18 protein-coding genes are annotated in these 24,919 nt (G+C 71.6%); 13 read left to right on the plus strand and 5 right to left on the minus strand.

Annotation, left to right across the window (positions count from 1 at the left end; translation table 11 throughout):
- Positions 1 to 349: 349 nt before the first annotated feature.
- Positions 350 to 940, minus strand: coding sequence for a TetR/AcrR family transcriptional regulator (locus AB0M08_RS13010; protein ID WP_364492281.1), 591 nt, complete (start codon positions 938 to 940; stop codon positions 350 to 352).
- A 91-nt stretch (positions 941 to 1,031) separates the two neighbouring features.
- Here AB0M08_RS13010 and AB0M08_RS13015 point away from each other — a divergent pair, with 91 nt between their 5' ends.
- The 8 genes from AB0M08_RS13015 (at position 1,032) to AB0M08_RS13050 (ending at position 13,420) form a co-directional block, all read left to right on the plus strand.
- Positions 1,032 to 1,928, plus strand: a complete 897-nt coding sequence (locus AB0M08_RS13015) for an oxidoreductase (protein ID WP_364492283.1) — start codon at positions 1,032 to 1,034, stop codon at positions 1,926 to 1,928.
- Between the two features lie 72 nt (positions 1,929 to 2,000).
- The gene (locus AB0M08_RS13020) at positions 2,001 to 3,053 is read left to right on the plus strand and encodes a zinc-dependent alcohol dehydrogenase family protein (RefSeq protein WP_364492285.1); all 1,053 of its coding nucleotides are present in this window, start codon (positions 2,001 to 2,003) and stop codon (positions 3,051 to 3,053) included.
- Between the two features lie 61 nt (positions 3,054 to 3,114).
- Positions 3,115 to 4,356, plus strand: coding sequence for an alpha-amylase family glycosyl hydrolase (locus tag AB0M08_RS13025; protein WP_364492287.1), 1,242 nt, complete (start codon positions 3,115 to 3,117; stop codon positions 4,354 to 4,356).
- Between the two features lie 4 nt (positions 4,357 to 4,360).
- Complete coding sequence (locus AB0M08_RS13030; protein WP_364492289.1) at positions 4,361 to 5,011, plus strand: TetR family transcriptional regulator; 651 nt, start codon at positions 4,361 to 4,363, stop codon at positions 5,009 to 5,011.
- 103 nt (positions 5,012 to 5,114) lie between these two features.
- Complete coding sequence (locus tag AB0M08_RS13035; protein WP_364492291.1) at positions 5,115 to 6,914, plus strand: NAD(P)/FAD-dependent oxidoreductase; 1,800 nt, start codon at positions 5,115 to 5,117, stop codon at positions 6,912 to 6,914.
- A 153-nt stretch (positions 6,915 to 7,067) separates the two neighbouring features.
- On the plus strand, positions 7,068 to 9,551 hold the full coding sequence (locus AB0M08_RS13040; protein WP_364492293.1) for a tetratricopeptide repeat protein: 2,484 nt from the start codon (positions 7,068 to 7,070) through the stop codon (positions 9,549 to 9,551).
- Between the two features lie 110 nt (positions 9,552 to 9,661).
- Complete coding sequence (locus AB0M08_RS13045; RefSeq protein WP_364492295.1) at positions 9,662 to 11,371, plus strand: tannase/feruloyl esterase family alpha/beta hydrolase; 1,710 nt, start codon at positions 9,662 to 9,664, stop codon at positions 11,369 to 11,371.
- Between the two features lie 51 nt (positions 11,372 to 11,422).
- Complete coding sequence (locus AB0M08_RS13050; RefSeq protein ID WP_364492296.1) at positions 11,423 to 13,420, plus strand: S9 family peptidase; 1,998 nt, start codon at positions 11,423 to 11,425, stop codon at positions 13,418 to 13,420.
- A 59-nt stretch (positions 13,421 to 13,479) separates the two neighbouring features.
- Here the strand turns inward: AB0M08_RS13050 and AB0M08_RS13055 are convergent, their stop codons facing one another.
- Together AB0M08_RS13055 and AB0M08_RS13060 are read right to left on the minus strand one after the other, a co-directional pair.
- Positions 13,480 to 13,776 (minus strand): hypothetical protein, encoded by a 297-nt coding sequence (locus AB0M08_RS13055; RefSeq protein WP_364492298.1) that lies wholly within the window; start codon positions 13,774 to 13,776, stop codon positions 13,480 to 13,482.
- Positions 13,777 to 13,986: 210 nt separating this feature from the next.
- The gene (locus tag AB0M08_RS13060) at positions 13,987 to 14,178 is read right to left on the minus strand and encodes a hypothetical protein (protein WP_364492300.1); all 192 of its coding nucleotides are present in this window, start codon (positions 14,176 to 14,178) and stop codon (positions 13,987 to 13,989) included.
- Here AB0M08_RS13060 and AB0M08_RS13065 point away from each other — a divergent pair.
- The gene (locus AB0M08_RS13065) at positions 14,177 to 15,793 is read left to right on the plus strand and encodes an FGGY-family carbohydrate kinase (protein WP_364492301.1); all 1,617 of its coding nucleotides are present in this window, start codon (positions 14,177 to 14,179) and stop codon (positions 15,791 to 15,793) included. The two genes, AB0M08_RS13060 and AB0M08_RS13065, sit on opposite strands and share 2 nt — an antisense overlap.
- Positions 15,794 to 15,852: 59 nt before the next feature.
- Positions 15,853 to 16,845 carry an arsenic resistance protein gene (locus tag AB0M08_RS13070; protein WP_364492302.1) on the plus strand — a complete coding sequence of 331 codons (993 nt, stop codon included), beginning with the start codon at positions 15,853 to 15,855 and terminating at the stop codon, positions 16,843 to 16,845.
- Positions 16,846 to 17,027: 182 nt separating this feature from the next.
- Here the strand turns inward: AB0M08_RS13070 and AB0M08_RS13075 are convergent, their stop codons facing one another.
- On the minus strand, positions 17,028 to 18,242 hold the full coding sequence (locus AB0M08_RS13075) for a beta-ketoacyl-ACP synthase II (protein ID WP_364492303.1): 1,215 nt from the start codon (positions 18,240 to 18,242) through the stop codon (positions 17,028 to 17,030).
- Positions 18,243 to 18,766: 524 nt separating this feature from the next.
- Here AB0M08_RS13075 and AB0M08_RS13080 point away from each other — a divergent pair.
- The 3 genes from AB0M08_RS13080 to AB0M08_RS13090 are packed head-to-tail and all read left to right on the plus strand — an operon-like array spanning position 18,767 to position 23,274.
- Positions 18,767 to 21,646, plus strand: coding sequence for an ATP-binding protein (locus AB0M08_RS13080; protein ID WP_364492304.1), 2,880 nt, complete (start codon positions 18,767 to 18,769; stop codon positions 21,644 to 21,646).
- A 12-nt stretch (positions 21,647 to 21,658) separates the two neighbouring features.
- Entirely contained in the window at positions 21,659 to 22,564 is a 906-nt protein-coding gene (locus AB0M08_RS13085; protein WP_364492305.1) for a hypothetical protein, read from the plus strand.
- The gene (locus AB0M08_RS13090) at positions 22,561 to 23,274 is read left to right on the plus strand and encodes a hypothetical protein (protein ID WP_364492306.1); all 714 of its coding nucleotides are present in this window, start codon (positions 22,561 to 22,563) and stop codon (positions 23,272 to 23,274) included. The genes AB0M08_RS13085 and AB0M08_RS13090 overlap by 4 nt, the downstream gene beginning before the upstream one ends.
- Positions 23,275 to 23,288: 14 nt before the next feature.
- On the opposite strand, the gene AB0M08_RS13095 is transcribed toward AB0M08_RS13090, so the two are convergent.
- The gene (locus AB0M08_RS13095) at positions 23,289 to 24,914 is read right to left on the minus strand and encodes an ABC transporter ATP-binding protein (protein WP_364492307.1); all 1,626 of its coding nucleotides are present in this window, start codon (positions 24,912 to 24,914) and stop codon (positions 23,289 to 23,291) included.
- Between the last annotated feature and the right edge of the window lie 5 nt (positions 24,915 to 24,919).

The following is a 24,919-nucleotide window of genomic DNA, read 5'->3' on the forward strand; positions in this document are numbered from 1 at the left end:
ACAATGTGACCAAAACTCGCAACTTCCCTCATTTGAAAACGGAAATCCGCATGTTGCGGGTAGCCAGATAGCCGTGTCACGGTGGGCGCGGAGGCACGGCGGCCCGCTCCTTCCCAGTTCAGAGCCGCCGGGCCCTCCACAAAGCAACCCTCCACACAGCAACCCCCCACAAAGCAACCCTCCACAGAGCAACGATCGAAGGCGAGGCTCATGGGTCGTCACCGGCCGGTACGCGTCTGGTACATGCCCTGGCGGAAGCGCTGCACCTGCGGATGCGCGTGGTTCCCCTGCCCGGACTCGGTGACGATGACGACGATGCCCCGGTTGTAGGACGATGCCCCGGCCGTAGTCAGCCCAGCACGCCCGCGCGGGCCGCGGCGAGCGCGATGCGGGCCGCGTGGTCGGCCGTCGTCTCGTCGACCGCCTCGCCGGTGATCAGCAGTCGCAGGTAGACCGGCGCGGCGAGGGCCTTGAACACCTCGGCCGGGTCGACGTCCGGGGCCAGTTCGCCGCGCGCGACCGCCCGGGCCACCACCGGTGCGGCGCGCTCCAGCCGGTCGTCGAAGACCCGGCGCCGGGCCGCGGCTATCTCCGGCACGCCGCCCGCACCGCTGAACATCGCCGCCAGCAGCGCCTTCCCGGTCGGGCTGGTGTGCGTACGCACCAGTGACCGGGCCAGCTCGCGCAGGTCGGTGTCGAGCGCTCCGGTGTCCGGGATCGGGATGTCGCTCGCCATCTGCTCGGCGAGCGCGTCGACGAGCAGCGCGTCGCGATCCGCCCAGCGCCGGTAGACCGTGGTCTTGTGCACCCCGGCCCGCTGCGCCACGTTCTCGATGGTCAGCGCGGCGTAGCCCCGGTCGACCAGCTCGGCGAGGGTGGCGGCGTGGACGGCCGCGCGCACCTTGGCGCCCCGGCCCACCACCGGGCGTGCTGTCGGCATCGAAACTCCTCATTGCGATCTTGCCGGACAGTCTGACACGCTCACCCTATCGCAACTTTGAGTTGCAATAGCCGAGTGAGGGGTGCCGAGAATGACCGATCTATCGGGAAAGATCGCGGTGGTGACCGGGGCCAACAGCGGTATCGGGTACGTCACCGCCCGGGAACTCGCGCGGGCCGGGGCGCACACGGTGCTGGCCTGCCGGGATCCGTCGCGCGGACGGGATGCTCTGGCACGGATGCGGGGCGAGGTACCGGGCGCGCGGCTGGAGCTGCGGCGGGTCGATCTGGCCAGCCTGGCGTCCATTCGGGAATTCGCCGCGGGCTGGGACCGGGAACGGCTCGATCTGCTCGTCAACAACGCGGGAATCGCCATGGTGCCGTTCGCCCGGACCGCGGACGGGTTCGAGTCACAGTTCGGTGTGAACCATCTGGGCACGTTCGCCCTCACCGGGGTGCTCTCGCCGTACCTCACCAAGGGTTGTGAACCTCGGGTGGTGACGGTGAGCAGTGAGGGACAACGGTTCGCGCCATTCGACCTGGGCAATCTCCAGGGTGAACGCGGGTACCGGACGGGCGACATCTACGCCCAGTCCAAAAGGGCCAACCTCTACTTCGCGATGGAATTGCAACGGCGCGCGGAGAGGGCCGGTCTGCCGCTGCGCAGCATGGCCGTCGCGCCCGGCTTGACCCGCACCAATGTGCTCACCGGCGGCGCCAACGCGAGCCGCGGAAGGGTCTATCGGACCGGCATCCGGATGCTCATGGCCATCGCATTCCGGCCGGTCGAGCAGGGCGCGAAGACCTCCCTGTACGCGGCGACCACGCCGGACCTTCCCGGCGGGAGCTACATCGTCCCGGACGGCCCTTTCCAATTACGCGGCGAACCGATCCGGCGCGTCGACGAGATCGCCATTCGGGACGCGGAGACGGCGGCGAAACTCTGGCGGCTCTCCGAGGAGTTCACCGGAGTCGGCTACGCCTTCTAAAACCGTGCGCGATATCACTCAGCGTGACCCGGAAGGCGTAACCGGAAACGTGAGAGCGCTACGGTTCCGGCCATGCGCACTGTCTTCCTGCACGGCGAACGCGACATCCGCGTCGCCGAGGTTCCCGAGCCCGAGATCTCCACCGGGCGTGACGCGATCGTCCGCGTGGTCGCCGCCTGCGTCTGCGGCTCCGACCTGTGGGGCTTCCGCGGCGTGCGGGCGATCGAGCACGCCCGGCAGATGGGCCACGAGTTCATCGGCGTGGTCGAGCGGGTCGGCGCGGACGTCAAGCGGGTCAAGGCCGGCGACTTCGTCATCGCACCCTTCTACATCTGCTGCGGCACCTGCGTTAACTGCCGCAACGGCTGGACCGTGCACTGCCTCAACGGCGGTTTCTGGGGTACGGCCATCGAGGGCGAGGGCGACTCCAACGGCGCGCAGAGCGAGTTCGTCCGGGTACCCCTGGCCGACGGCACGCTGGTCGTCGTCCCCGGCGGGCAGCCCGCCGACGAACTGATCCCCGGCCTGCTCACCCTCGCCGACGTGCTCCCGACCGGCCACCACGCCGCCATCTCGGCCGGGGTGACCAAGGGCTCGACGGTCGCCGTGGTCGGCGACGGCGCGGTCGGCCTCTGCGCGATCATCGCGGCCAAGCGGCTCGGTGCCGACCGGATCGTCGCGATGTCCCGGCACGCCGACCGGCAGGCGCTGGCCCGCCGGTTCGGCGCCACCGACGTGGTGGCCGAGCGCGGCGACGAGGGCGTCGCGATGCTCAAGGAGATGTTCGACGGCGTGGGACCGGACATCGTCCTGGAGTGCGTGGGCACGAAGGAGTCGATGGACCAGGCGCTGCGCTCGGCCCGCCCGGGCGGCCAGATCGGCTTCGTCGGGGTCCCGGCCGGCGGTCCGGAGCTGCCGGTCGGCACCATGTTCAACACCAACGTCGGGGTACGCGGCGGGATCGCCACCGTCCGCGACTACATCGAGGAGCTGCTCCCCGAGGTGCTCGCCGGAACCCTCGAAGCGGGCGCGGTCTTCGACACCGAGATGCCGCTGACCGAGGCCCCGGCGGCGTACGCGGCCATGGACGAGCGCCGCTCGGTCAAGGTCCTGCTCCGGCCGTGACCGCGACGGCGGGGCCGCGGGGCCGGTAGCCTCGGACGGACTCGCGGAGTGGGGAGTGCGGATGGGCGGCTGGGTCGAGCACGCGGTGTGGTGGCACGTGTATCCGCTCGGGTTCGGTGGGAGGCTGGACCGGCTGGCCGGGTGGCTGGACTACGCGGTGGAGCTGGGCGCCTCCGGACTCCAGCTCGGGCCGGTCTTCGCCTCCGAGACGCACGGATACGACACCCTCGACCACTTCGCGATCGACCCGCGGCTCGGGACGGACGAGGATTTCGACAAGCTCGTCGCGGCGTGCCGGGAACGGGGACTCCACCTGTTGCTGGACGGGGTGTTCAACCACGTCGGGCGCGGGTTCCGGGCGCCGGAGACCTGGTTCCGCAGGGAAGCGAGCGGGGAGAAGGCCGTCTTCGAGGGGCATCACGGGCTGGTCGCGCTGAATCACGACGAACCCGAGGTGGTCGCGTACGTCGCCCGGGTGATGAACCACTGGCTGGACCGGGGCGCCTCCGGGTGGCGGCTGGACGCGGCGTACGCGGTCCCGGCCCGGTTCTGGCGCGAGGTGTTACCGCAGACGAGGCCGCGGCATCCCGGTGCCTGGTTCGCCGGGGAGGTCATCCACGGGGACTACACCGGGTACCTGCGGGAGAGCGGCCTGGACTCGATCACCCAGTACGAGCTCTGGAAGGCGATCTGGAGCAGCCTCAACGACCGGAACCTCTTCGAGCTGGCCTGGGCGCTCGACCGGCACAATGCGGTGCTCGGCGCCGGGCTGCCGCTGACCTTCGTGGGGAACCACGACGTGACCCGGATCGCGACCCGGCTCGACGACGAGCGGCACCTCGGGCACGCGCTCGCGCTGCTCTTCACCGTCGGCGGGTCGCCGAGCGTCTACTACGGCGACGAGCAGGCGTTCCGGGGGCTCAAGGAGGAGCGGGCCGGTGGCGACGACGCGATCCGCCCGGCGTTCCCGGACCGGCCGGACGAGCTGGCGCCGTACGGGTGGCCGACCTACCGCCTGCACCAGCGGCTGATCGGCCTGCGGCGCCGGCACGCGTGGCTGAGCCGGGCGACGACCACACCGCTGCACCTGACCAACACCGCGCTCGCCCTGCGGTCCAGCAGCGGAGACGACCGGATCGTCACACTGCTCAACGTCGGGGACACCGCCGTGACGTTCCCGATCGACGCCGGCGGGCTGAGCGTCCTGGAGGCCGACGCACCCGGCGACGGGCGGTCACCCGGCACGGTGCCGGCGCACGGGTGGTCGGTGCTCGGGGAGAGCGGGAACCGGTCCGTACGATGAAAGCATGGCAGTGACCCGGCGTCTGCGGCAGGAGCAGGTGGAGAGCACCCGGCTGAGCATCCTGAGGACGGCCGAGCGCCTCTTCGCCGAGCACGGGGTCTTCTCGGTGTCGAACCGGCAGGTCAGCGAGGCCGCCGGGCAGGGCAACAACGCGGCGGTCAACTACCACTTCGGCGGGAAGAACGACCTGGTACGGGCGGTGATCCAGCGGCACTCGGCGCCGATGGAACGGATCCGCGCCGAACTGCTGGACAAGCACGCGGGCAGCACCGATCTGCGCGACTGGGTGACCTGCGTGGTGCGGCCGTACACGGATCATCTGGCCTCGCTGGGCAGCCCGAGCTGGTACGCCCGGTTCGCCGCGCAGCTGGTGACCGAGCCGAAGCTGCGCGAGCTGGCCGGCGAGCAGTTCGCGGAGGACAGCGCACTCCTGACGGTCCGTGACGCTCTGCACCGGAATCTGCCCGGATTGCCGGCCGCCGTCCGGGCCGAGCGGGACGAGATGGCGCACACACTGATCGTGCATCTCTGCGCCCACCGGGAGCACTCGCTGCCGGCGGACGACGCAGGTGCGGCCGCCCTCTGGACGGCCACCGCGACCGGGCTGATCGATGCCATCGAGGGGCTGTATCTGGCCGGAACCGACCGGACTTAAGCTCCACATAAGACAAGCACTTGACTTAAATATTTGTCGACGCTTAGCTACCTCCGGCCGGAAGTAAAACGCGCCACCACTCCCGCCGGAAGGGCACAGCCGCATGTCCACCTCACCGCCACTGCCACAACGCTTCTCGGCCGGGCAACTCGATGCGCTGCGGGCCCGGTACCGGACGGAGCGTGATCGCCGGATCCGGCCCGAGGGCTCGGCGCAGTACCGGCGCGCGGCCGGCGAGTTCGGGGAGTACGCGGCGGACCCGCACACCCCGTTCGCCGCGCGCGAGCCGAAGACCGACCGGGTCGAGGCGACCGTGATCGGCGCGGGCTTCGGCGGTCTGCTCAGCGGCGCGCGCCTGCGTGAGGCGGGACTCGGCTCGATCCGGCTGGTCGACGAGGGCGGCGACGTCGGCGGTACGTGGTACTGGAACCGGTACCCGGGCGTGCACTGTGACGTGGAGTCGACCGTCTACATGCCGCTGCTGGAGGAGGTCGGGTACGTCCCACAGTGGCGGTACGCCCCGGGCGAGGAGATCCGGCGGCACGCCGTCGCGATCGCCACCAGGTACGACCTCTACGAGCACGCGCTCTTCCACACCCGGATCACCGAGCTGCGCTGGGACGACGAGGCCGCCGAGTGGACGGTGACCACCGATCGGGGCGATCAGTACCGGTCGCGGTACGTGATCTGCTCGTCCGGCACGCTGACCCAGCCGAAGCTGCCCGGCATACCCGGGCTCGACGAGTTCCAGGGCCGGACGTTCCACACCAGCCGCTGGGACTACGGGTACACCGGCGGCGACCAGACCGGCGGGCTGACCGGGCTGACCGGGCGGCGGGTGGCCGTGGTCGGCACCGGGGCCAGCGCGATCCAGGTGATCCCGCACGTCGGCCGGGACGCCGAGCACCTCTACGTCTTCCAGCGCACGCCGTCGTCGGTGGACGTCCGCGACAACCGCCCGACGGACCCGCAGTGGGCCGCCGCGCTGCAGCCCGGCTGGCAGCGGGAGCGGATGGAGAACTTCCTGACCATCGTGACCGGTGGGCACGCCGACGAGGACCTGATCGGCGACCGCTGGACCGCGACCGCGAAGCTGCAGCGGCAGATGCTCACCGGCACCCGGGACGCCAACCTCACCGACGAGGAGCGCGAGCACCTCGACGAGATCGCCGACTTCCGGACGATGGACGGCATCCGCGCCCGGGTGAGCGAGATCGTCACCGACCCGGCGGTCGCGGAGCTCCTCAAGCCCTGGTACCGCTACATGTGCAAGCGGCCCACGTTCAGCGACTTCTACCTGCAGACGTTCAACCGCCCGGACGTCACCCTGGTCGACACCGCGGACTTCGGCGGCGTCACCCGGATGACCGCGACCGGTGTCGTGGTCGGCGAGACCGAGTACCCGGTCGACTGCGTCATCTTCGCGACCGGCTTCGAGGTGGGCATCTCGGGCGTCGTCTCCGGGACGCTTCCGGTGTACGGCCGGGACGGCACACCCCTGCTCGGCGCCTGGCGCAACGGACCCCGCACCCTGCACGGCTTCTACACGCACGGCTTCCCGAACCTGTTCCACCTCGGCAGCCTGCAGAACGCCGCGTCGGTGAACTTCGTGCACGTGCTGCAGGAGCAGGCCGGCCACATCGGGGCGGTCGTCGCCGAGGCGGAGAAGCGCGGCGCGGCCCGGGTCGAGCCGACGGCGGAGGCCGAGGAGGCCTGGGTCGCGACGATCCGGGAGACCGCGCCGGTGAACGTCGCGTTCCAGGCGGAGTGCACGCCGGGCTACTACAACAACGAGGGCAAGCCGCGCGAGCGGAACAACTCGTTCGGCCCGGGCCCGGTCGTCTTCCACGACCTGCTCCGCCGTTGGCGCGACGAGGGCGGGATGGACCAGGTCCTCGGCTGACCCTCCTGCCAGGGGTGATGGGCACCCCCGTTGACAGCCCATCACCCCGGCAGGACTCCATGGTTACGATCCCTACGATCGCCGTACGGGCCCGTCGGCGACAGGTCGCGGATCGGCAATTGACCGGCAACTCGGCCGGTCAGGAGGAATGGGATGTTCAGCGCACAGGTCCGGGCGTACCGGCTGCGGGGTGGCATGTCGCAGGAGGACCTGGCCGCGAGCACCGGCGTGAGCGTGCGCAGCATCCGCAACCTGGAGTCCGGCCGGATCACCAACCCCCGGCCCGGCACGGTCCGCCTGCTCGCCGACGCGTTCGGCCTCCAGGAGACCGAGCGGGACCGCTTCTACCAGTCCGCCCTCGACCAGTCCGCCCTCGACGCGGAGCCGGTCTCGCCCGCCCGTCCGAGGCCCGTCCCCGCCCAGCTGCCCGCCGACGTGGCCGGGTTCGTCGGCCGGGAGGACCAGCTGCGGCGGCTCACCGCGCTGCTCGACGGCGGGGAGCAGCGGGTCGCGGCGATCGCCGGTACCGCGGGGGTGGGCAAGTCCGCGCTGGCCGTGCACTGGGCGCACCGGACGCTCGACCGGTTCCCGGACGGCCAGCTCTACGTCAACCTGCGCGGCTACGACGTCGGCCCACCCGCCGCGCCCGGCGAGGTCCTCGCCCGGTTCCTCGGCGCGCTCGGCACCGCCGACGCCGACATCCCCGCCGACCTGGACGAACGCGCCGCCCGGTACCGCACCGCGCTGGCCGGGCGGCGGATGCTGATCGTGCTGGACAACGCCGCGGTCGTCGAGCACGTCCGGCCGCTGCTGCCCGGCACCGGCTCCTGCATGGTGCTGGTGACCAGCCGGGACAGCCTGGCCGGGCTGGTCGCCGTGCACGGCGCCGAACGGCTCGACCTCGACCTGTTCCCGGACGGCGACGCGGCCGCCCTGCTCCGCCGGCTGATCGGCACCCGGGTCGACGACGATCCGGACGCCGCGGCCGCCCTGGCCGACCAGTGCGCCCACCTGCCGCTGGCGCTGCGCGTCGCCGCCGAGTTGACCGTGGCCCGCCCCACCACCACGCTGGCCGAGCTGGTCGCCGAGCTCGCCGACCAGCAGCGGCGGTGGGACCTGCTCAACGCGGACGGCGACCCGCGGGCGGCGGTGGCGGCGGTCTTCTCCTGGTCGATCCGGCACCTGCCGGCCGAGGCCGCCCGGGCCTTCCGGCTGCTCGGCCTGCATCCCGGTCCGGACTTCGACGCGTACGCCGCCGCCGCGCTCGCCGGGATCGGGCTCGCCGACGCTCGCCGGGTGCTGGACCGACTGGTCCGGGCCCATCTCGTCCAGCTCACCCGGGGCGGCCGGGCCACCATGCACGACCTGCTGCGGGCGTACGCGGTCAGCCTGGCCGCCGCCGAAGAACCGCTGCCCGAGCGCCTGTCGGCGGCGACCCGGCTCGCCGACCACTATCTGGCGGCCACCGTCGCCGCCACCGAGCGCCTCGGCTACGGCCGGGAGGGGACGGCGCCCGAGCCCGCCGGCCCGGTCACCGTGGTCCCGGACTTCCCCGATCCGTCGGCGGCGCTGCGCTGGCTGGACGCCGCGCGGGCCGGCCTGGTCCAGGTCATCGCACACACCGCGGGCCACGGGATGCCCACCCACACCGTACGGCTCGCCACCGCCCTGTACCGCTACCTGGAGGGCGGCCACTACCTCGACGGGCTGACCATTCACGGACACGCCCGGGACGCGGCCCGGCAGCTCGGCGACCCGGCGGCCGAGGCGCACGCGCTGCTCGCCATCGGCGCCCTCAAGATCCGCCTGGGCCGGCCGGAGACCGCGCCGACCGCCGACATGGCGGAGGCCCTGGTCCTCTACCGGCGGACCGGCGACCGGATCGGCGAGGGGCGGGCGCTGACCAACCTCGGGGTCGCCGAGGATCACCTGGGCCGGTACGCGGCCGCCGCCGAACGGCTGGAGCAGGCGCTCGTGCTGTACCGGGCGACCGGCCACCGGCACGGCGAGGCGATCGCGCTGCACAACCTGGGTGTCGCCGAACGCCACCTCGGCCACTACCCGGCGGCGATCGACCGGCTGGAGCAGGCGCTCGCGGTGTACCGGCAGCTCGGCTACCCGCCCGGTGAGGGGATGACGCTGCACAACATCGGGCTCGCCGAGGAGCGCCGGGGCCGCTTCGCGACGGCCGCCGAGCACCAGCAGGAGGCGCTGACCCTGCTGCGGCAGGCCGGCTACCCGCGCGGCGAGGCCTGGGCGCTCTACGGGCTCGGCACCGCGCGTACCCGGCTCGGCGCTCCCGAGGAGGCGACCGCGCTGCTGCACCGGGCGCTCGCGCTGTTCCAGGAGTTCGGCGAGCGGGACGGGGAGGCACGGGCGCAGAACGGGCTCGGCGAGGCGGCCCTGGCCCTGGGGCTGCCGGAGGAGGCGGCGGCCCGGCACGCGGCGGTGCCGGCGCTCACGGCCGTTCCGGATCAGCGGGCGCGGGCGTACGTCGGACTCGGGCACGCCCATCGTGCTCTCGGCGACCCGGGACTGGCGCGGGAGGCGTACCGGAAGGCCCTGATCCTGCACACGGAGATCGGCCTCCCGGAGACCGGCGCGGTCCACGCGCACCTCGCCGCCCTCGGCGATTGACCGTCGTCACGGGATTCACAATCGTTAACAATCTAGCTAACATTCGGAACACGCCGGTCATCGGCGCGTAGCGCGACTCCCGCGACATGCCCCGAGGAGGCGGCCTGTCCATGTCCGAGTATCCGCGTTCCCTCCGTATCGGATCCCTGGTGGTGGCGTTGATCGCCGCCCTCGTCACCCCGGGCGGAGCCGCCGCCCACGACCGCCGCACCACCCCCGGGGGGCTGGCCGTCCTGCCCGCACTGACCCCGGTGATGGACTGCGCGGCGGTCACCGGCCTGACGGTCGAGGGGGTCACGCTGACCAGCGCGACGACCGTGACCGGCGGCGCCGCACCCTACTGCGAGGTGCGCGGCACCATCGCGCCGGCCGACACCGTCGTGCTGCGGCTGCCCACCACCGGCTGGACCCAGCGGTACGTGCAGACCGGCTGCGGCGGTGAGTGCGGCAGCGCGAACATCAACGTCGGGCAGGCGTCGAACTGTCCGCCGGTCACCGCCGGTCAGGTCGCCCTCGCCACCACCGACATGGGCCACCAGGGTCAGAACGACGGCTCGTGGGCCGCGGACGACCCGCAGGCCCAGATCGACTTCGCCTACCGCGGGGTGCACGAGACCGCGGTGGCGGCCAAGGCGATCATCACGGCGTTCTACCGGCACGCGCCGGCGTACTCCTACTTCACCGGCTGCTCGGACGGCGGGCGCGAGGGGCTGATGGAGGCCCAGCGGTATCCGGACGACTTCGACGGCATCGCGGCCGGGGCGCCGGCCAGCAACATGGTCGTGCAGAACACGTACCACCACGCGTGGAACGTGCTGACGAACCTGGACGCGAACGGGAGGTACATCCTGCTCGCCGCGAAGCTGCCGATGGTCCACGAGGCCGTGCTGCGTGCCTGCGACGGCCTCGACGGGCTGCGGGACGGGATCCTCGACGACCCCCGGGTCTGCGACTTCGACCCGGACACCCTGGTCTGCCCGCAGGCGGCCTGCCTGACCCGGGCCGAGGCGGGTGTGGTCCGCCGGCTGCACGACGGCGCGGTGACCGACGACGGCAAGCGGCTGGAGCCGGCGATCTCCCACGAGTGGGGCTCCGAGCTGGACTGGACGCTCTTCGTCCCGGCGGCCCAGGGCACCACCGTGGGCAGCGAGAACTTCGTGCTGGCGTTCGCCCGGTACCTCGGCTTCACCAACCGGGTCGACCCGGACTGGCAGCTCGCCGACCTGAAGCTGACCGTGCAGGGGTTCTGGGACACCGTGCAGTCGTCGAGTTACCTCTCCGCGACCGATCCCGACCTGTCCGGATTCCGGCGCTCCGGCGGGCGGCTGCTGCTCTGGCACGGCTGGGAGGACCAGCACATCTCGCCGCAGGGGACGCTGGAGTACTACGACGCCCTGCGTACCACGATGGGCGGCTCGGCGGTCGACGGCTTCGCGAAGCTCTTCATGTTCCCCGGCGTCGCGCACTGCGGCGGCGGCGAGGGCCCGAACACCTTCGACGTGCTGACCCCCGTGATGGCGTGGACCGAGAGCGGCCGGGTGCCGTCGTCGATCGTCGCCTCCCGGACCGGGGACGGCGGCGTGGTCCGGACCCGGCCGGTCTTCGCGTACCCGGCGGTGGCCCGGTACGACGGCAGCGGCAGCATCGACGACGCGGCGAACTTCGTCCGCACGGTGCCGCGCCACCCGGTCCGCGACGACTTCCGCTGGCTCGGCACACGGCTCTACTCGCACGGGTACCAGCAGTGGTGCACGGCGGTCGGCACCTCCCTGGTGTGCCGGCCGCGCGACACCTGGCTCAACAGGATGACCGCAAGGTGATGACATAAATGGTAACTGCGGTCATCGATGCCAGGATGGTAGGAAAGTCTGGTGATCAACGATGCTCAGGATGCCTTCACCGACCTCGACGCCTACCTACGGCTGCCCCGGCTCGACGGGCTGCGCCTCTCGCCCGACGGGCGGCGCCTCGTGGTCGGGGTGGGCACCCCGAACCGCGACAACACCGCCTACCGCAGTTCGCTCTGGGAGCTGGACCCGGACGGGGTCCGGCCCGCCCGGCGGCTGACCCGCAGTGACAAGGGCGAGTCGGCCGCCGGGTTCACCCCCGACGGCGACCTGCTCTTCACCTCCGCCCGGCCCCGGCCGGAGGGCGGCACCGACGAGAAGGCCGCGGCGGCGCTCTGGCGGCAGCCGTCCGGCGGGGACGCCCACGTGGTGGCGAGCCCGCCCGGCGGCGTCGGCCAGGTGGTGGTGAGCGCGAACGGGACGACGCTGTTCGGCTCGGGGCTGCTGCCGTCCTCGGTGGACCTCGCCGCCGAGCAGAAGGCCCGTGACCGGCGCAAGGAGTCCGGCGTCTCGGCGATCCTGCACGAGGGGTACCCGGTCCGGTTCTGGGACCACGACCTCGGGCCGGCCCGGACCCGGCTGCTGGTCCTGGAGCCGGACGGCGAGCCGCGGGACGTGACCGGGTACGCCGGCGCGGCCCTCGACGACGGCGAGGGCAGCTGGGACCTCACCCCGGACGGGCGGACCGCGGTCACCACCTGGGCGCTGGAGGTCGCCGGGGGCTCCCAGCGCTACGCCCTGGTCGCGATCGACACGGCCACCGGCGAACGCCGGACGCTCGCCGACGACGCGGGCTTCGACTTCCTGGACGCCCGGATCTCTCCCGACGGCACCCTGGTCGCCTTCGCCGTCGAGCCGCGCTCGACCGCGACCGATCCGGGCGACCGGTGGCTGGCCGTCGTCCCGCTGGACGGCGGCCAGATCCGGGAGCTCACCCGCGACTGGGACCGGCTGCCCGCCCGGCCGCGCTGGACGCCGGACGGGACCGCGCTGATCGTCGCCGCCGACGACCAGGGCCGGTCGCCGCTGTGGCGGGTGGACGTGGCGAGCGGCGCGGTGACCCGGGTGACCGTGGACGACGGGGCGTACGGCGACTACCAGATCTCCCCGGACGGGCGGTGGGTGTACGCGCTCCGCTCGGCGATCGACAGCCCGCCCACCCCGGTGCGGATCGCGCTGGACGGCACGGCCGAGGTCACCGTCCTGCCCGGCCCCGGCGGGGAGCTGCGGGTGCCGGGCCGGCTGGACGAGGTGACCGCGACCGCGGCGGACGGCACCGCGCTGCGCGCCTGGATCGCGTTGCCCGACACCGATCAGCCCGCGCCGCTGCTGCTCTGGATCCACGGCGGGCCGCAGAGCTCGTGGAACTACTGGAGCTGGCGGTGGAACCCGTGGCTGGCCGTGGCCCAGGGGTACGCCGTCCTGCTGCCCGACCCGGCGCTCTCCACCGGGTACGGCAAGGACTTCATCGCCCGGGGCTGGGGGTCCTGGGGCGACAGCCCGTACACCGACCTGATGACCCTGACCGACGCCGCCGAGGCGCGCCCGGACGTCGACGAGACCCGCACCGCCGCGATGGGCGGCTCGTTCGGCGGCTACATGGCGAACTGGGTGGCCGGGCACACCGACCGCTTCGACGCGATCGTCACGCACGCGTCGCTCTGGTCGCTGGACAGCTTCGTCGCCGCCACCGACGTCTCCTGGTACTGGGCCCGGGAGCTGACCCGGGAGATGATCGAGGCGAACTCGCCGCACCACCACGCCGCCGCGATCACCACGCCGATGCTGGTGATCCATGGCGACAAGGACTACCGGGTGCCGATCGGCGAGGGCCTGAGCCTGTGGTGGTCCCTGATGTCCACCGGGACGGCCGGCGATCAGCACCGGTTCCTCTACTACCCGGACGAGAACCACTGGATCGCGAAGCCCGGCAACGTCAAGGTCTGGTACGAAACGATCTTCGCGTTCCTCACCCACCACGTCCGCGGCGAGAAGTGGGAGCGCCCCGAACTGCTCGGCTGACGCCCACCCCTGCAGCCGGGTCAGGCAGCCGGGTCAGGCGCCCGGCTCGGGCAACCGGCTCAGGCGCCGGCGAACACCCAGGTCAGCAGCGCCACGTCGGCGATCGAGACGACGGCCAGGATCGCGGCCGGAACCGCCGGTTTCGCGATCCTGGCCTCGCTGAACGCCCGCACCGCGAGGAACGGCAGCGCGGCGGTGCCGACGGCGAGCGGCAGGAAGACGTAGAGCAGGTTGCTGCGGCCACCACACGAGTCGAAGCACGAGAGCGAGGCCGCGAACGCCCCGAGCAGCAGGTAGAGCGCGACCGGGAACGCGACGATCGCGGTCAGGACGAAGACGGCGGTCTTGGTACGCATGGCATTCTCTCCGTAGGTCGGGGGGTTCAGCGAATGACGGCGCGGCCGGGCCCGGCGGCGGGCTGCCTGTCACGGCGCTAACCGTAATGATCATTAACAATGGCCGGCTCACCGGGGCACGGCCGAGAAGATCAACCCCTTCCGACCTCTCACTTCTCCCGTACGGTCGTCGCCGCGCACTACCGTCGCGCCCATGACAGCGGTGAGCATTCAGCGATTCGACGACCCGGACGGCAGGACGACGGTGGACTTCGGGAGGACGCTGATGCGCTCGTTCCAGCGTTCCCGCTCGACGCCGCACCCGCCGCCCACCAGCGGATGGACGCCGGCGAGGGGTTCGGCCGCATCGTCCTGACCGTGGGCTGATCGAACCGCTCCGACGGCCTGGTAGAACATGACCATGAGTGACACCGATGCACGGCCTGGCGTTGACGTACGCGAGGCCATCGAGCAGGGGCGGACCGCCCTCGGAATCGAGCTGGGGTCGACCCGGATCAAGGCCGTGCTGACCGGGCCGGATCACGCGGCTATCGCGGTCGGCAGCCACGACTGGGAGAACGAGTTCGTCGACCGGACCTGGACGTACTCCCTGGAAGCGGTCTGGGCCGGCCTCCAGGACTGCTTCGCCGCGCTGGCCGCCGATGTCAAGGCCAAGCACGGCGTGGAGCTGGGGACCGTCGGGGCGCTCGGCGTCTCCGCGATGATGCACGGCTACCTCGCCTTCGACGCCGAGGGCGAGCTGCTCACCCCGTTCCGCACCTGGCGCAACACCAACACCGGTGAGGCGTCCGAGCAGCTCAGCGAGCTGTTCGGCTTCAACATCCCGCACCGGTGGAGCATCGCCCACCTCTACCAGGCCGTCCTGAACGGCGAGGAGCACATCGGGCGGCTGGCGCACCTGACCACGCTCGCCGGGTACGTGCACTGGAAGCTGACCGGCCGCCAGGTCCTCGGCGTCGGCGACGCCAGCGGCGTCTTCCCGATCGACATCGCCACCGGCGGGTACGACGCGAGCATGCTCGCCAAGTTCGACGGCCTGGTCGACGGGCGTGGCCTCACTGCTTCACTGGCGGAGCTCCTCCCGGAGGTGCTGCCCGCCGGTGCGCAGGGCGGCACGCTGACCGAGGAGGGCGCGCGCCTGCTCGACCCGAGCGGTTCACTGCGGGCCGGCGCGCCGGTCTGCCCGCCCGAGGGTGACGCCGGCACCGGCATGGTCGCCACCAACTCGGTCGCCCGCCGTACCGGCAACATCAGCGCCGGGACCAGCATCTTCGCCATGATCGTGCTGGACGGCGAGCTGAGCCGGGTGCACCCGGAGATCGACCTGGTCACCACCCCGGCCGGCGACCTGGTCGCGATGGTGCACTGCAACAACGGCGCCAGCGAGCTCAACGCGTGGGCCGGGCTCTTCGCCGAGTTCACCACGGCACTCGGCGTCTCCGCCGACAGCGGCGCCGTCTTCGAGACGCTCTTCCGCGCCGCGCTCTCCGGCGCGCCCGACGGCGGCGGGCTGATGGCCTTCAACAACCTCTCCGGTGAGCCGATCACCAAGCTTCATGAGGGACGACCCCTCTTCTTCCGTACGCCGGGAAGCGAGCTCTCCCTCGCCGGCTTCATGCGCGTGCAGCTCTACGCCGCGCTGGCCACCCTGCGCATCGGCATGGACGTCCTGCAGAAGTCCGAATCCGTTCAGCTGGACCGGATGTTCGCGCACGGCGGCCTCTTCAAGACCGAGGGCGTCGCCCAGAACCTGCTCGCCGCGGCGATCGACACCCCGGTCTCGGTGGGCGACCTGGCCTCCGAGGGCGGCGCGTGGGGCATCGCGGTGCTGGCCGGCTTCCTCCGCGACCGCCGTCCGGACCAGTCCCTGGACGACTTCCTGACCACGGTCGTCTTCGCGGACGCGGCGGTCTCGACGGTCGCGCCGGTGGCCGAGGACGTGGCCGGGTTCGACGCGTACATGGAGCGGTACGTGGCCGCCCTCCCGGTCCAGCAGGCCGCGGTCGACCACAGCTGATCCATTCTCACCAGGGTGGCGCCGGTCCCGGCGCCACCCTTCTCCTCGAGGGTCCTCTCATGCAGCACGCTGTCGAGTGGTGGGATCGGCGGCAGATCCCGCTCTACCTGGCCGCGATCGCCGTCGGCGCGGTCGTGGGGCTCGCCGCTCCGGGTGCCGCGCCGGCCCTGGAACACGCGATCAACCCGGTGCTGGGGCTGCTGCTCTTCGCCACGTTCCTCGGGGTGCCACTGGCGTCGGTCGGGCGCGGCCTCCGCGACGTACGCTTCCTCACCACCGTCCTGACGACCAACTTCCTGGTCATGCCGGTGGTTTCATGGGTCTTGTCGCTTTTCCTAGCCCATGACCGGGGATTGATGCTCGGCGCGCTGCTGGTGCTGCTCGCACCATGCATCGACTACGTGATCGTCTTCACCGGCCTGGCGGGCGGCGACCGGGCGCGGTTGCTGGCCGCCACGCCACTGTTGATGGCCGCCCAGACGTTGCTGCTCCCCGTCTATCTGTTCCTGTTCGCGGGCCGGGAGGCGCTCGGGGCGGTCTCGGTACAGCCGTTCCTCGCCGCGTTCCTGCTGCTCATCGCGCTCCCCTTGGGCTGCGCGGCACTGGTGCAGAGGTGGGGTGCCGTGACGCCGGCATCGCCGTGGCGGTCGGTGGAGTCCGCGATGGCCGGGGCGATGGTGCCGCTGATGATGGCGACGCTCGCCGTGGTGATCGGCTCCCAGATCGCGGCGGTCGGATCCGAGGCTCTCCACCTGGTCCGGCTGGTGCCGCTCTACGCCGTCTTCGTGGCCGTCGCCGTCCCGGTCGGCCGCCTCGCGGGACGACTGGCCGGACTGGACGTCCCGGGCACCCGAGCGGTGATGTTCTCCTCCGCGACGCGGAACTCGCTGGTCGTCCTGCCGCTGGCGCTGGCGCTCCCGCCGTCGCTCGCGATCGCCCCGCTGGCCGTGGTCACCCAGACCCTGGTCGAGCTGCTCGCCATGGTCACCCTGGTCCGCCTGGTCCCCCGCCTGACGCCCGGCCCCGGCCGCGCCCCGGCCAGCCGGCGCTGAGTCACGGCACCGCGGCGCCATTCCCGACCTCAACGCCAGCCCGCACGAGCCGGCTGGCCCTGAGGGGTGCCCCGAGCCCTCCGAGACACCCCGCACCACCAGCCAGAAGAACACGGCCGGCCCTGAAGGGTGCCCCGAGCCCTCCGAGACACCCCTCAGGGCCGGCCAAGAGCCGCGGCGGGTCAGGCCGGGGCGAAGAGCAGGGTCGCGTTGTGGCCGCCGAACGCGAACGAGTTCGACATGACGTGTGCCGGCTCCCACGGGCGCGGGGCCGTGACCAGGTCGATCTTCAGGGCCGGGTCGGCCGCGCCGGAACCCATGGTCGGGGGCAGCGTCCGGTGCAGGTACGTCAACGCCACCGCGGCCGCCTCGATCGCCCCCGCCGCGCCCAGCGAATGCCCGGTCACCCCCTTGATCGACGTCACCGCCGGGCCCGACGGACCGAAGACGGCCGCGATCGCCTCCGCCTCGGCCGCGTCGTTCAGGGCCGTACCGGTGCCGTGCGCGTTGACGTGGGTCACCTGTTCCGGGGCCACTCCCCCGTCGGCGAGCGCCTCCCGCATCGCCGCCGCGGCCCCGCGGCCCTCGGGCGCCGGAGCCGTCAGGTGGTACGCGTCCGCCGTCGACCCGGTGCCGACGATCTCGGCGTAGATCCGGGCTCCCCGGGCCACCGCCCGCGACCGCTCCTCCAGCACCAGCACGCCGGCACCCTCGGCGGCGCAGAACCCGTCCCGCCCGGCCGCGAACGGGCGGCTCGTCCCGGTCGGCGAGAGCGCCCGCATGTTCCCGAACCCGGCCAGGTTCACCCCGGTCAGGCACGACTCGGTGCCGCCGGCCAGCACCACGTCCGCACGGCCGGAGGCGATCCACCGCGCCGCCCCCGCGATCGACTGGGTTCCGGTGGCGCAGGCCGTCGAGATGGTCTCGCACGGCCCGGTCAGCCCCCAGCGCTGCGACACCGCCCCGGCCGCCGCGTTCGGCATGACCATCGGGATGGTGAGCGGGGAGACCCGGCGCGCGCCCTTGGCGTCCAGCGTCCGGACCTGCTCCTCCCACGAGTACGCCCCGCCGATCCCCGATCCGATCAGGACGCCGGTGCCGTCGCCGTCCTCGTCGCCGAGACCCGCGTCGGTGATCGCCTCGTCGGCGGCGACCAGGGCCATCTGGGCGAACCGGTCCAGGCGTCTCAGCTCCACCCGTGACAGCCCGATCACCGAGGCGTCGAAGTCCTCCACGCGCCGCGCCACCGCATCCTCCGGTGTCCGGGAAAGCCCATTCCAGAAGGCCTCCGCCCCGACACCGCACGCCGCCAGCACGCCGACCCCGGTCACCACCACTCGCCTGCCGTCCCGCGACTCGCGCACAGATTCCCTTCCCCTGACCCGGATACTCGTCACCACCACAGTGCCCGCGGCGACTGACCGGAAACCAGCCCATCCCCTGCTCAGTCTGTCCATGGAGAACCTGACGCCGGTCGCCCCGGCCGTCTCGCCGGCGGCTTGCTCCGGACGTACGCGAAAACAACGCACCCGGCGCCGGAAAAGGCGGCCCGAACCTCGCGGGTGTTGAACCGCCGACCGTTTTTCATCACATGAGCCCCGCACCCGGCGCCCTACAGGCCAAATGCCGGAATGCGCTGTTGGCGTCTTGATCATCTATGCGTGAACTGTGCGCCTCGACTAGATAACCGCGGCCCACCCACCGGCGGCAAGCCCCTACCACGCATGGGGGACTTCCCTCCACGACCAGCTCAGTTGGGTCTACAGTGGCCGGTGCCGACGATTTTCGCCATCATTTTCCGTGGCCCGGCAAACCCGCTATTCGCCGGATTCCCGGGACTCCCCGGAAAATCATTACATTGACGTACGACAGTAGATTAAGCCTCTCTCCATAACCGTAGGCAACGGGAGGTGCGCGCCGAATGACCCGCGTGCCCGACACCCTGTCCCGGCCGGACGTGACGGGGCTCGCCGCCCTGCTGGAGAGCCTGCCGATCGGCCGCGTGCTCGAACTGCCCCGCCGCCCGCGGCCGCACTCCGCATCGGACGGCGCCGTCCGGCAACGGCTCGCCGCCGTCGTCGCGGCCTACCACGGCGGCGCCCCGCTGCTCCTGGGCTGGCACCGGGCCGCCGAGAGCGCGCCGGTCGAGGTCTTCGCGGCCGGCGGCGTCACCGGCCGCACCGGTCCCGGCGGGCGTGTCCCGATGTCCGTGCCGCCGGGCGCCGTCGGCCACCGCTATCCCGGGGGTGACCTGCCCGGACGGCTGCGCGCGGTGCCCGCCTGGACCCGCGTCGCCGGGCTCACCGACGGCCTGCTCGCCGAGGACGGCGCGCCGGAGCCCGGGGTGCCGCGCCCGAACCTCGACGAGGGCCTGCTGCACGTCTGGCAGGGCCCGTTCAGCTGGTTCGTCCTCGCCGTACCGGAAACCGCCGCCGGCCTGGCCACCGCCACCCGGATGATCGCCGCGGAGGAGCGGCAGGCCCGGTCGCACGCCCAGTCCCCCGAGCACGCGATCGCCACGGCCCGGCTGCAACGCCGCCACCGGGAGCTCCAGCAGGGCCGGTCCACCGGCATGTGGCGCATCCACCTGCTGGCCGGCGGCGACTCGCCCGCGTCCGCCGCCGCGGTGGCCGGCCTGCTCTGCGCCTCGGCCGACCTGACCCACCTGCCGTACGCCCTGATGCCCGCAGCCGTCGCCGGCGACCTGGACGACATGCTGGCCGCCGAGGACACACCGGACACCCCGGTGCTGGGCAGCTCGGCGCTGCTCGCGGCGCTCGCCGCCGTCCCGCTCGACGAGGTGCCGGGCCTGCGGACGGCGACCCGCCCCGACTTCGACGTCACCCCGGAGACCGCCGGCCACGACGGCCCGGCCGTCCGCCTCGGCGCCGTCCTCGACCGCGCCCTCTCCCCGGTCGGCCCGCTCGACATCCCCCGAAGCAGCCTCAACCGCCACACCTTCGTCTGCGGCGCCACCGGGGCCGGGAAATCCCAGACCGTCCGCAACCTGCTGGAATCCGCGTCCGCCCAGGGCCTGCCCTGGCTGGTCGTCGAACCCGCCAAGGCCGAGTACCGCCGGATGGCCGACCGCATCGGCGGCGACAGGGTCATCACCATCCGCCCCGGCGACCCCGGCACCCCACCGGCCGGCTTCAACCCGCTCCGGCCCGCCGACGGCTTCCCCCTGCAGACCCATCTCGACCTGACCAGGTCGCTGTTCCTCGCCGCCTTCGAGGCCGACGAACCCTTCCCCCAGGTCCTCAGCGCCGCGCTCAGCCGCTGCTACCAGGACCTCGGCTGGGACCTGGCCCTCGGTGAACCCCGCACCCCCGGCCACCGACCCCGATACCCCACCCTCGGCGACCTCCAGCACACCGCCGAACAGGTCATCGACCGGATCGGCTACGGCAAGGAGATCACCGCCAACGTCCGGGGCTTCATCCGCGTCCGCCTCGCCAGCCTGCGCCTCGGCACCACCGGCGGCTTCTTCGAGGGCGGCCACCCCCTGGACCTGGCCGCCCTGATGCGCCACAACGTCGTCTTCGAGATCGAGGACGTCGGCGACGACCGCGACAAGGCCTTCCTGATGGGCGGCCTGCTCATCCAGCTCACCGAACACCTACGGGTGGAGACCCGCCGCAACCCGGAACTGCTCACCCTCGGGCTGCGCCACCTCAGCGTCTTCGAAGAGGCCCACCGCCTGCTGCGGCGCACCGAGGAGCGCGGCCCGGCGTCGCACGCCGTCGAACTCTTCGCCGCCCTCCTCGCCGAGATCCGCGCGTACGGCGAAGGCCTCATCATCGCCGAGCAGATCCCCGGCAAGCTGATCCCCGACGTCATCAAGAACACCGCCGTCAAAATCATCCACCGCCTGCCCGCCGCCGACGACCGCGAGGCGGTCGGCGCCACGGCCAACCTCACCGACACCCAGTCCGCCTACCTGGTCACCCTGCCCCCGGGCACCGCCGCCGTCTTCACCGACGGCATGGACCAGCCCGTCCTCACCGGAATGCCCGACGGCTCCCCTCGCGAACGCGGCGGCCGCACCCCCACCGCGAACGCCACCGCCGTGATCGCCCGCCGCAGCCCGACCTGCGGCCCGAAGTGCGCCACCACCGCCTGCACCCTGCGCGAGATGCGCACCGCCCAGCACCTGCTCGAGGACGAACCGTGGCTCGCCGCCTGGGCCGAGCTGGCCACCCTCGGGCACCTCGCCGGCGGCCCCGCGCCGATCCCCCGGGCCCACCGGCTCCGGCAGTTGCTGCTCGTGCCCACCCGTCTGCGAGACTGCGCGCTCTCCCAGGCCGTCGACGAGGCGGTCCGGAGCCGGTCCACCGTGCTCGGTGACCACGCCGGTCCGGAGGCCACCGCGCGGCACCTGCTCGACGTGGCGCACGGCTACCTGAACGACGAGTTCCGCTGCGCGGTGGAGGAGCCGGAGTACCTCGCCCGCCCGTACCGATGGCAGCTCATCAGCGACGAACTCACCGAGGCCGCCCGCACCGACGGCGCAGCGCCCCGCCACCCGCGCTCCGCCGGGTGGGAGCGGGAGACCCGCCGGACCATCCCCGGCACGACGGTGGGCGACCAGGCCGCCGCGGTCACCACGTGGCTCGACCACGACCTCGCCGACCCGGGGCCACGGCGAACCGTCGCGCTCGGCTCCCGGGACCCCACGCCCCTGGAGAGGGCCGTCGGCACCACTTTCGGGTCGCCCGACTGGAACACCCGGATCCGGGCCCTCATCGAGGACGACTTCGAGGACGACACCTGGCTGCTCCGCTTCCTCATCCCGGCATAGGAGGTGACGTCGATGGGCGAGAACCCGTACGAACCCGAACCCTCCGACCCGGCCCCCGACCAGCCGAACAACCCGGACGGCACCGCCGCAGCAGCCACGTCGGCCGACGACGCCACCCGCGCTCCGGACACGAGAACCGCAGCCGAACTGAGGCGCAGCCACATGTCGAGGCTCACCGGCACCGACCGCGCTCCCCCGCCCGATCCCACCGCCGTCGCTTCGGCAGACAGGCGCTCCTTGGAGGACGAAGCCCTCAAGGAACTGGTCGCAGCAGAAAAGGCCGGCGTGCAAGACCTCTCCGTGTGGATCGACAAACACGACCGCAAGGGCCCGAACGAGTTTCAAGACACGATCGCCGAACTCCGAGAGGCGAACCGGCTCGCGTCGGAATACCCCGACCGGATCATCCGGGTGGGCGTGGACGCGGAAACCGGGATACGTCCAGGCACCACGAACGAGCGCATGCGGGAATTTGACATAAGGGTGGAAGCCCCGGACGGCCGAGTGGAACGAAGCGTGGAGGTGAGAACAATCGAGAAAGCATTCGCCGACGCACCGGACCTGAAGCTGAGCATCAGACACGCCGCGGACAAAGTCGCAAGCCGCATTAAGGATGACGACCCGATTCCCGGCCAAAAGGACATTACCATAGAGATGGAACTTCCCGTCGGATACACACGGAAGGATTCGAGAACAAGTCGGGACTTCTCTCCCGATGGGACCGTGAACGTGTTCAGCCGGGGCGGTAGGCACACCCGGAGCGGGAACCTGTTCGATGACGTTCGAGACAGTATTCCAGAAATCAAGAACTCCGGCTTACTCGACCGCGTGACGCTGATCGACAGGAAATCAGGTTACGCCACTGAATTCAACCGGCAGGGCTCGAACTGGACACGAACGGAAGCGAGGAAGAAATGATAGAGGCCAGCGAGCGCAGCTTCCCCGGTCGGCTGTTCCGGATCGAGACAGAGCCACCGGACGGCACTGAATTCGGCATGCCTGCGGCTCGAACGGCACTATCGGCCACTTTCTCCCTGATCCGCGGCCTGTGCACTCCACTCTCCGCCGAGCTGTCACTCTGCTGCCGAAATACCGAAACCGGATTTCCTACCGCCACCGCACCGAAGTACCGATTTCGCGGGCTTGGCGCGAGCCGAATACCACCCGGCATGACGATACAACCCTCATGGGAGGACGAGGAGTTTGACTCGACCACCGAGATAACCGAGGAATCGATCATCTCATGGATAGACGGTCTACTGAGTCAAGAATGTGCCCCGAACGAACATACCGACTGGACGGAAATAACCTTCCGGAACACATCGGTACGCATACCCGCCGAATGGTCCGGTGACCTCGGCGACACGCTGACGCTGTTCTACAACAGGGGATCGACTCAGTATCCGGTCGACCATGACGATCTAGGATGCTCGATCGCCGGCCCCCGGGGCCCTGTCCTGGAGTCACCGATCGAGCTGTCCGTAACAAATGATCTGGGAATCCTATCGATCTCGCTCTACGCTCGGTGGTCGCTGTGGGCCGACGAGGGATCTGCGGGATACCAACTGATCTCCGACGCCACGGCCCGGGTGGCCGAGGCGGATGGATGGACGATCACGGATCCCTGACACACCCCTGAGGCTCACGGCTCTTCGGTGTGGTCGCCGGAGGGGATGGCGGCGAGTAGTTCGCGGGTGTAGGTGTGCTGGGGGTGGTCGAAGATCTCCTCCGGGGTGCCGCTCTCCACGATGCGGCCGCTCTTCATCACGTGGACCTGGTGGCAGAGCATGCGGACCACCGCCAGGTCGTGGCTGATGAAGACGTAGCTGAGGCCCAGCCGCTTCTGCAGGTCGACCAGCAGGTCGAGGATCTGGGCCTGGACCACGACGTCCAGGGCCGACACCGCCTCGTCGAGGATCACCACCTCGGGCTCCAGGGCCAGCGCCCGGGCGATCGCCACCCGCTGCCGCTGACCGCCGGAGAGCTCGTGCGGGTACCGGCCGGCCAGCGACGGGTCGAGGGCGACCTGGGTGAGCAGCGCCGCCACGCGTTCGTCGCGTTCCGCCGGCGTGCCGACCCTGTGCACGTCGAGTGGCTCCCGGATGGCGTCACCGATCGTGTAGCGCGAGTCGAGCGACGCGTACGGGTTCTGGAACACCGGCTGGACCCGGCGCCGGAAGGCGAGCAGGTCGGCCCCCTTGATCCCGCTCACGTTGCGGTTGTCGAAAAGGATGTCGCCGGACGTGCTCTTCTCCAGCATGAGCAGCATCTTCGCCGTGGTGGACTTGCCCGAGCCGCTCTCCCCGACGATGCCGACGGTCTGGCCCGGCGGGACCCTGAAGGACACTTCGTCGACGGCGGTGAAGAGCGAAGACCTTCCCAGAGCACCTTTGCGTACGGCGTACTGCTTACTGAGCGCGACCACCTCCATGACCGGACGGCTCTTGGTCTCCGGGTCGGCGGGCGCGACCAACGAGCCGGTCGACAGGCTCGGCGCCGCGGAGATCAGGCGCTTGGTGTAGTCGTCGGCCGGCTCGTTCAGCACGGTCGCCGCGGGCCCGGACTCGACGATCTGACCGCGATTCATCACCACCACGTGGTCGGCGCGTTCGGCGGCGAGCGCCAGGTCGTGGGTGACCATCAGCACCGTGGTGCCCATCGATGCGGTGAGCGCGGCCAGCTCGTCCAGGATGATCTTCTGGACCGTGACGTCGAGGGCCGAGGTGGGCTCGTCGGCGATGAGCAGCGCGGGACGGCAGGCCAGGCCCATCGCGATCAGCACACGCTGCCGCATGCCGCCGGAGAACTCGTGCGGGTACTGCCGGTACCGGCGCTCCGGCTCCGGGATGCCGACCAGGCTGAGCAGTTCCAGGGAACGGGCCCGGGCTTCCTTCCCGTTCGCGACCTTGTGCACCCGGAAGACCTCGGCGATCTGCCGGCCGATCGGCAGCAGCGGGTTGAGGTTCGACATCGGGTCCTGCGGGACCAGGCCGATCCGGCGGCCGCGGATGCCGGTCATCTCCCGCTCGGAGAGGGCCAGCAGGTCCTGCCCGTCGAAGGTGACCGAGCCCGCGGAGACCCGGCCGTTCGGGGCGAGCAGCCGGTTCAGCGCCGTGGTCAGCGTCGACTTGCCGGAGCCGGACTCGCCGACGATCGCCACCGTCTGGCCGGGCAGCACGCTGAGCGAAGCGTCCCGTACCGCAAGGAGGTCGCCGTTGCGGGTCCGGAAGGTGACGGAGAGGCCGTCGATCTCGAGCAGGGGTTTCATGGTCG

Origin of the sequence: Actinoplanes sp. NPDC051851, from assembly GCF_040681165.1 — a bacterium.
Lineage (GTDB): Bacteria > Actinomycetota > Actinomycetes > Mycobacteriales > Micromonosporaceae > Actinoplanes.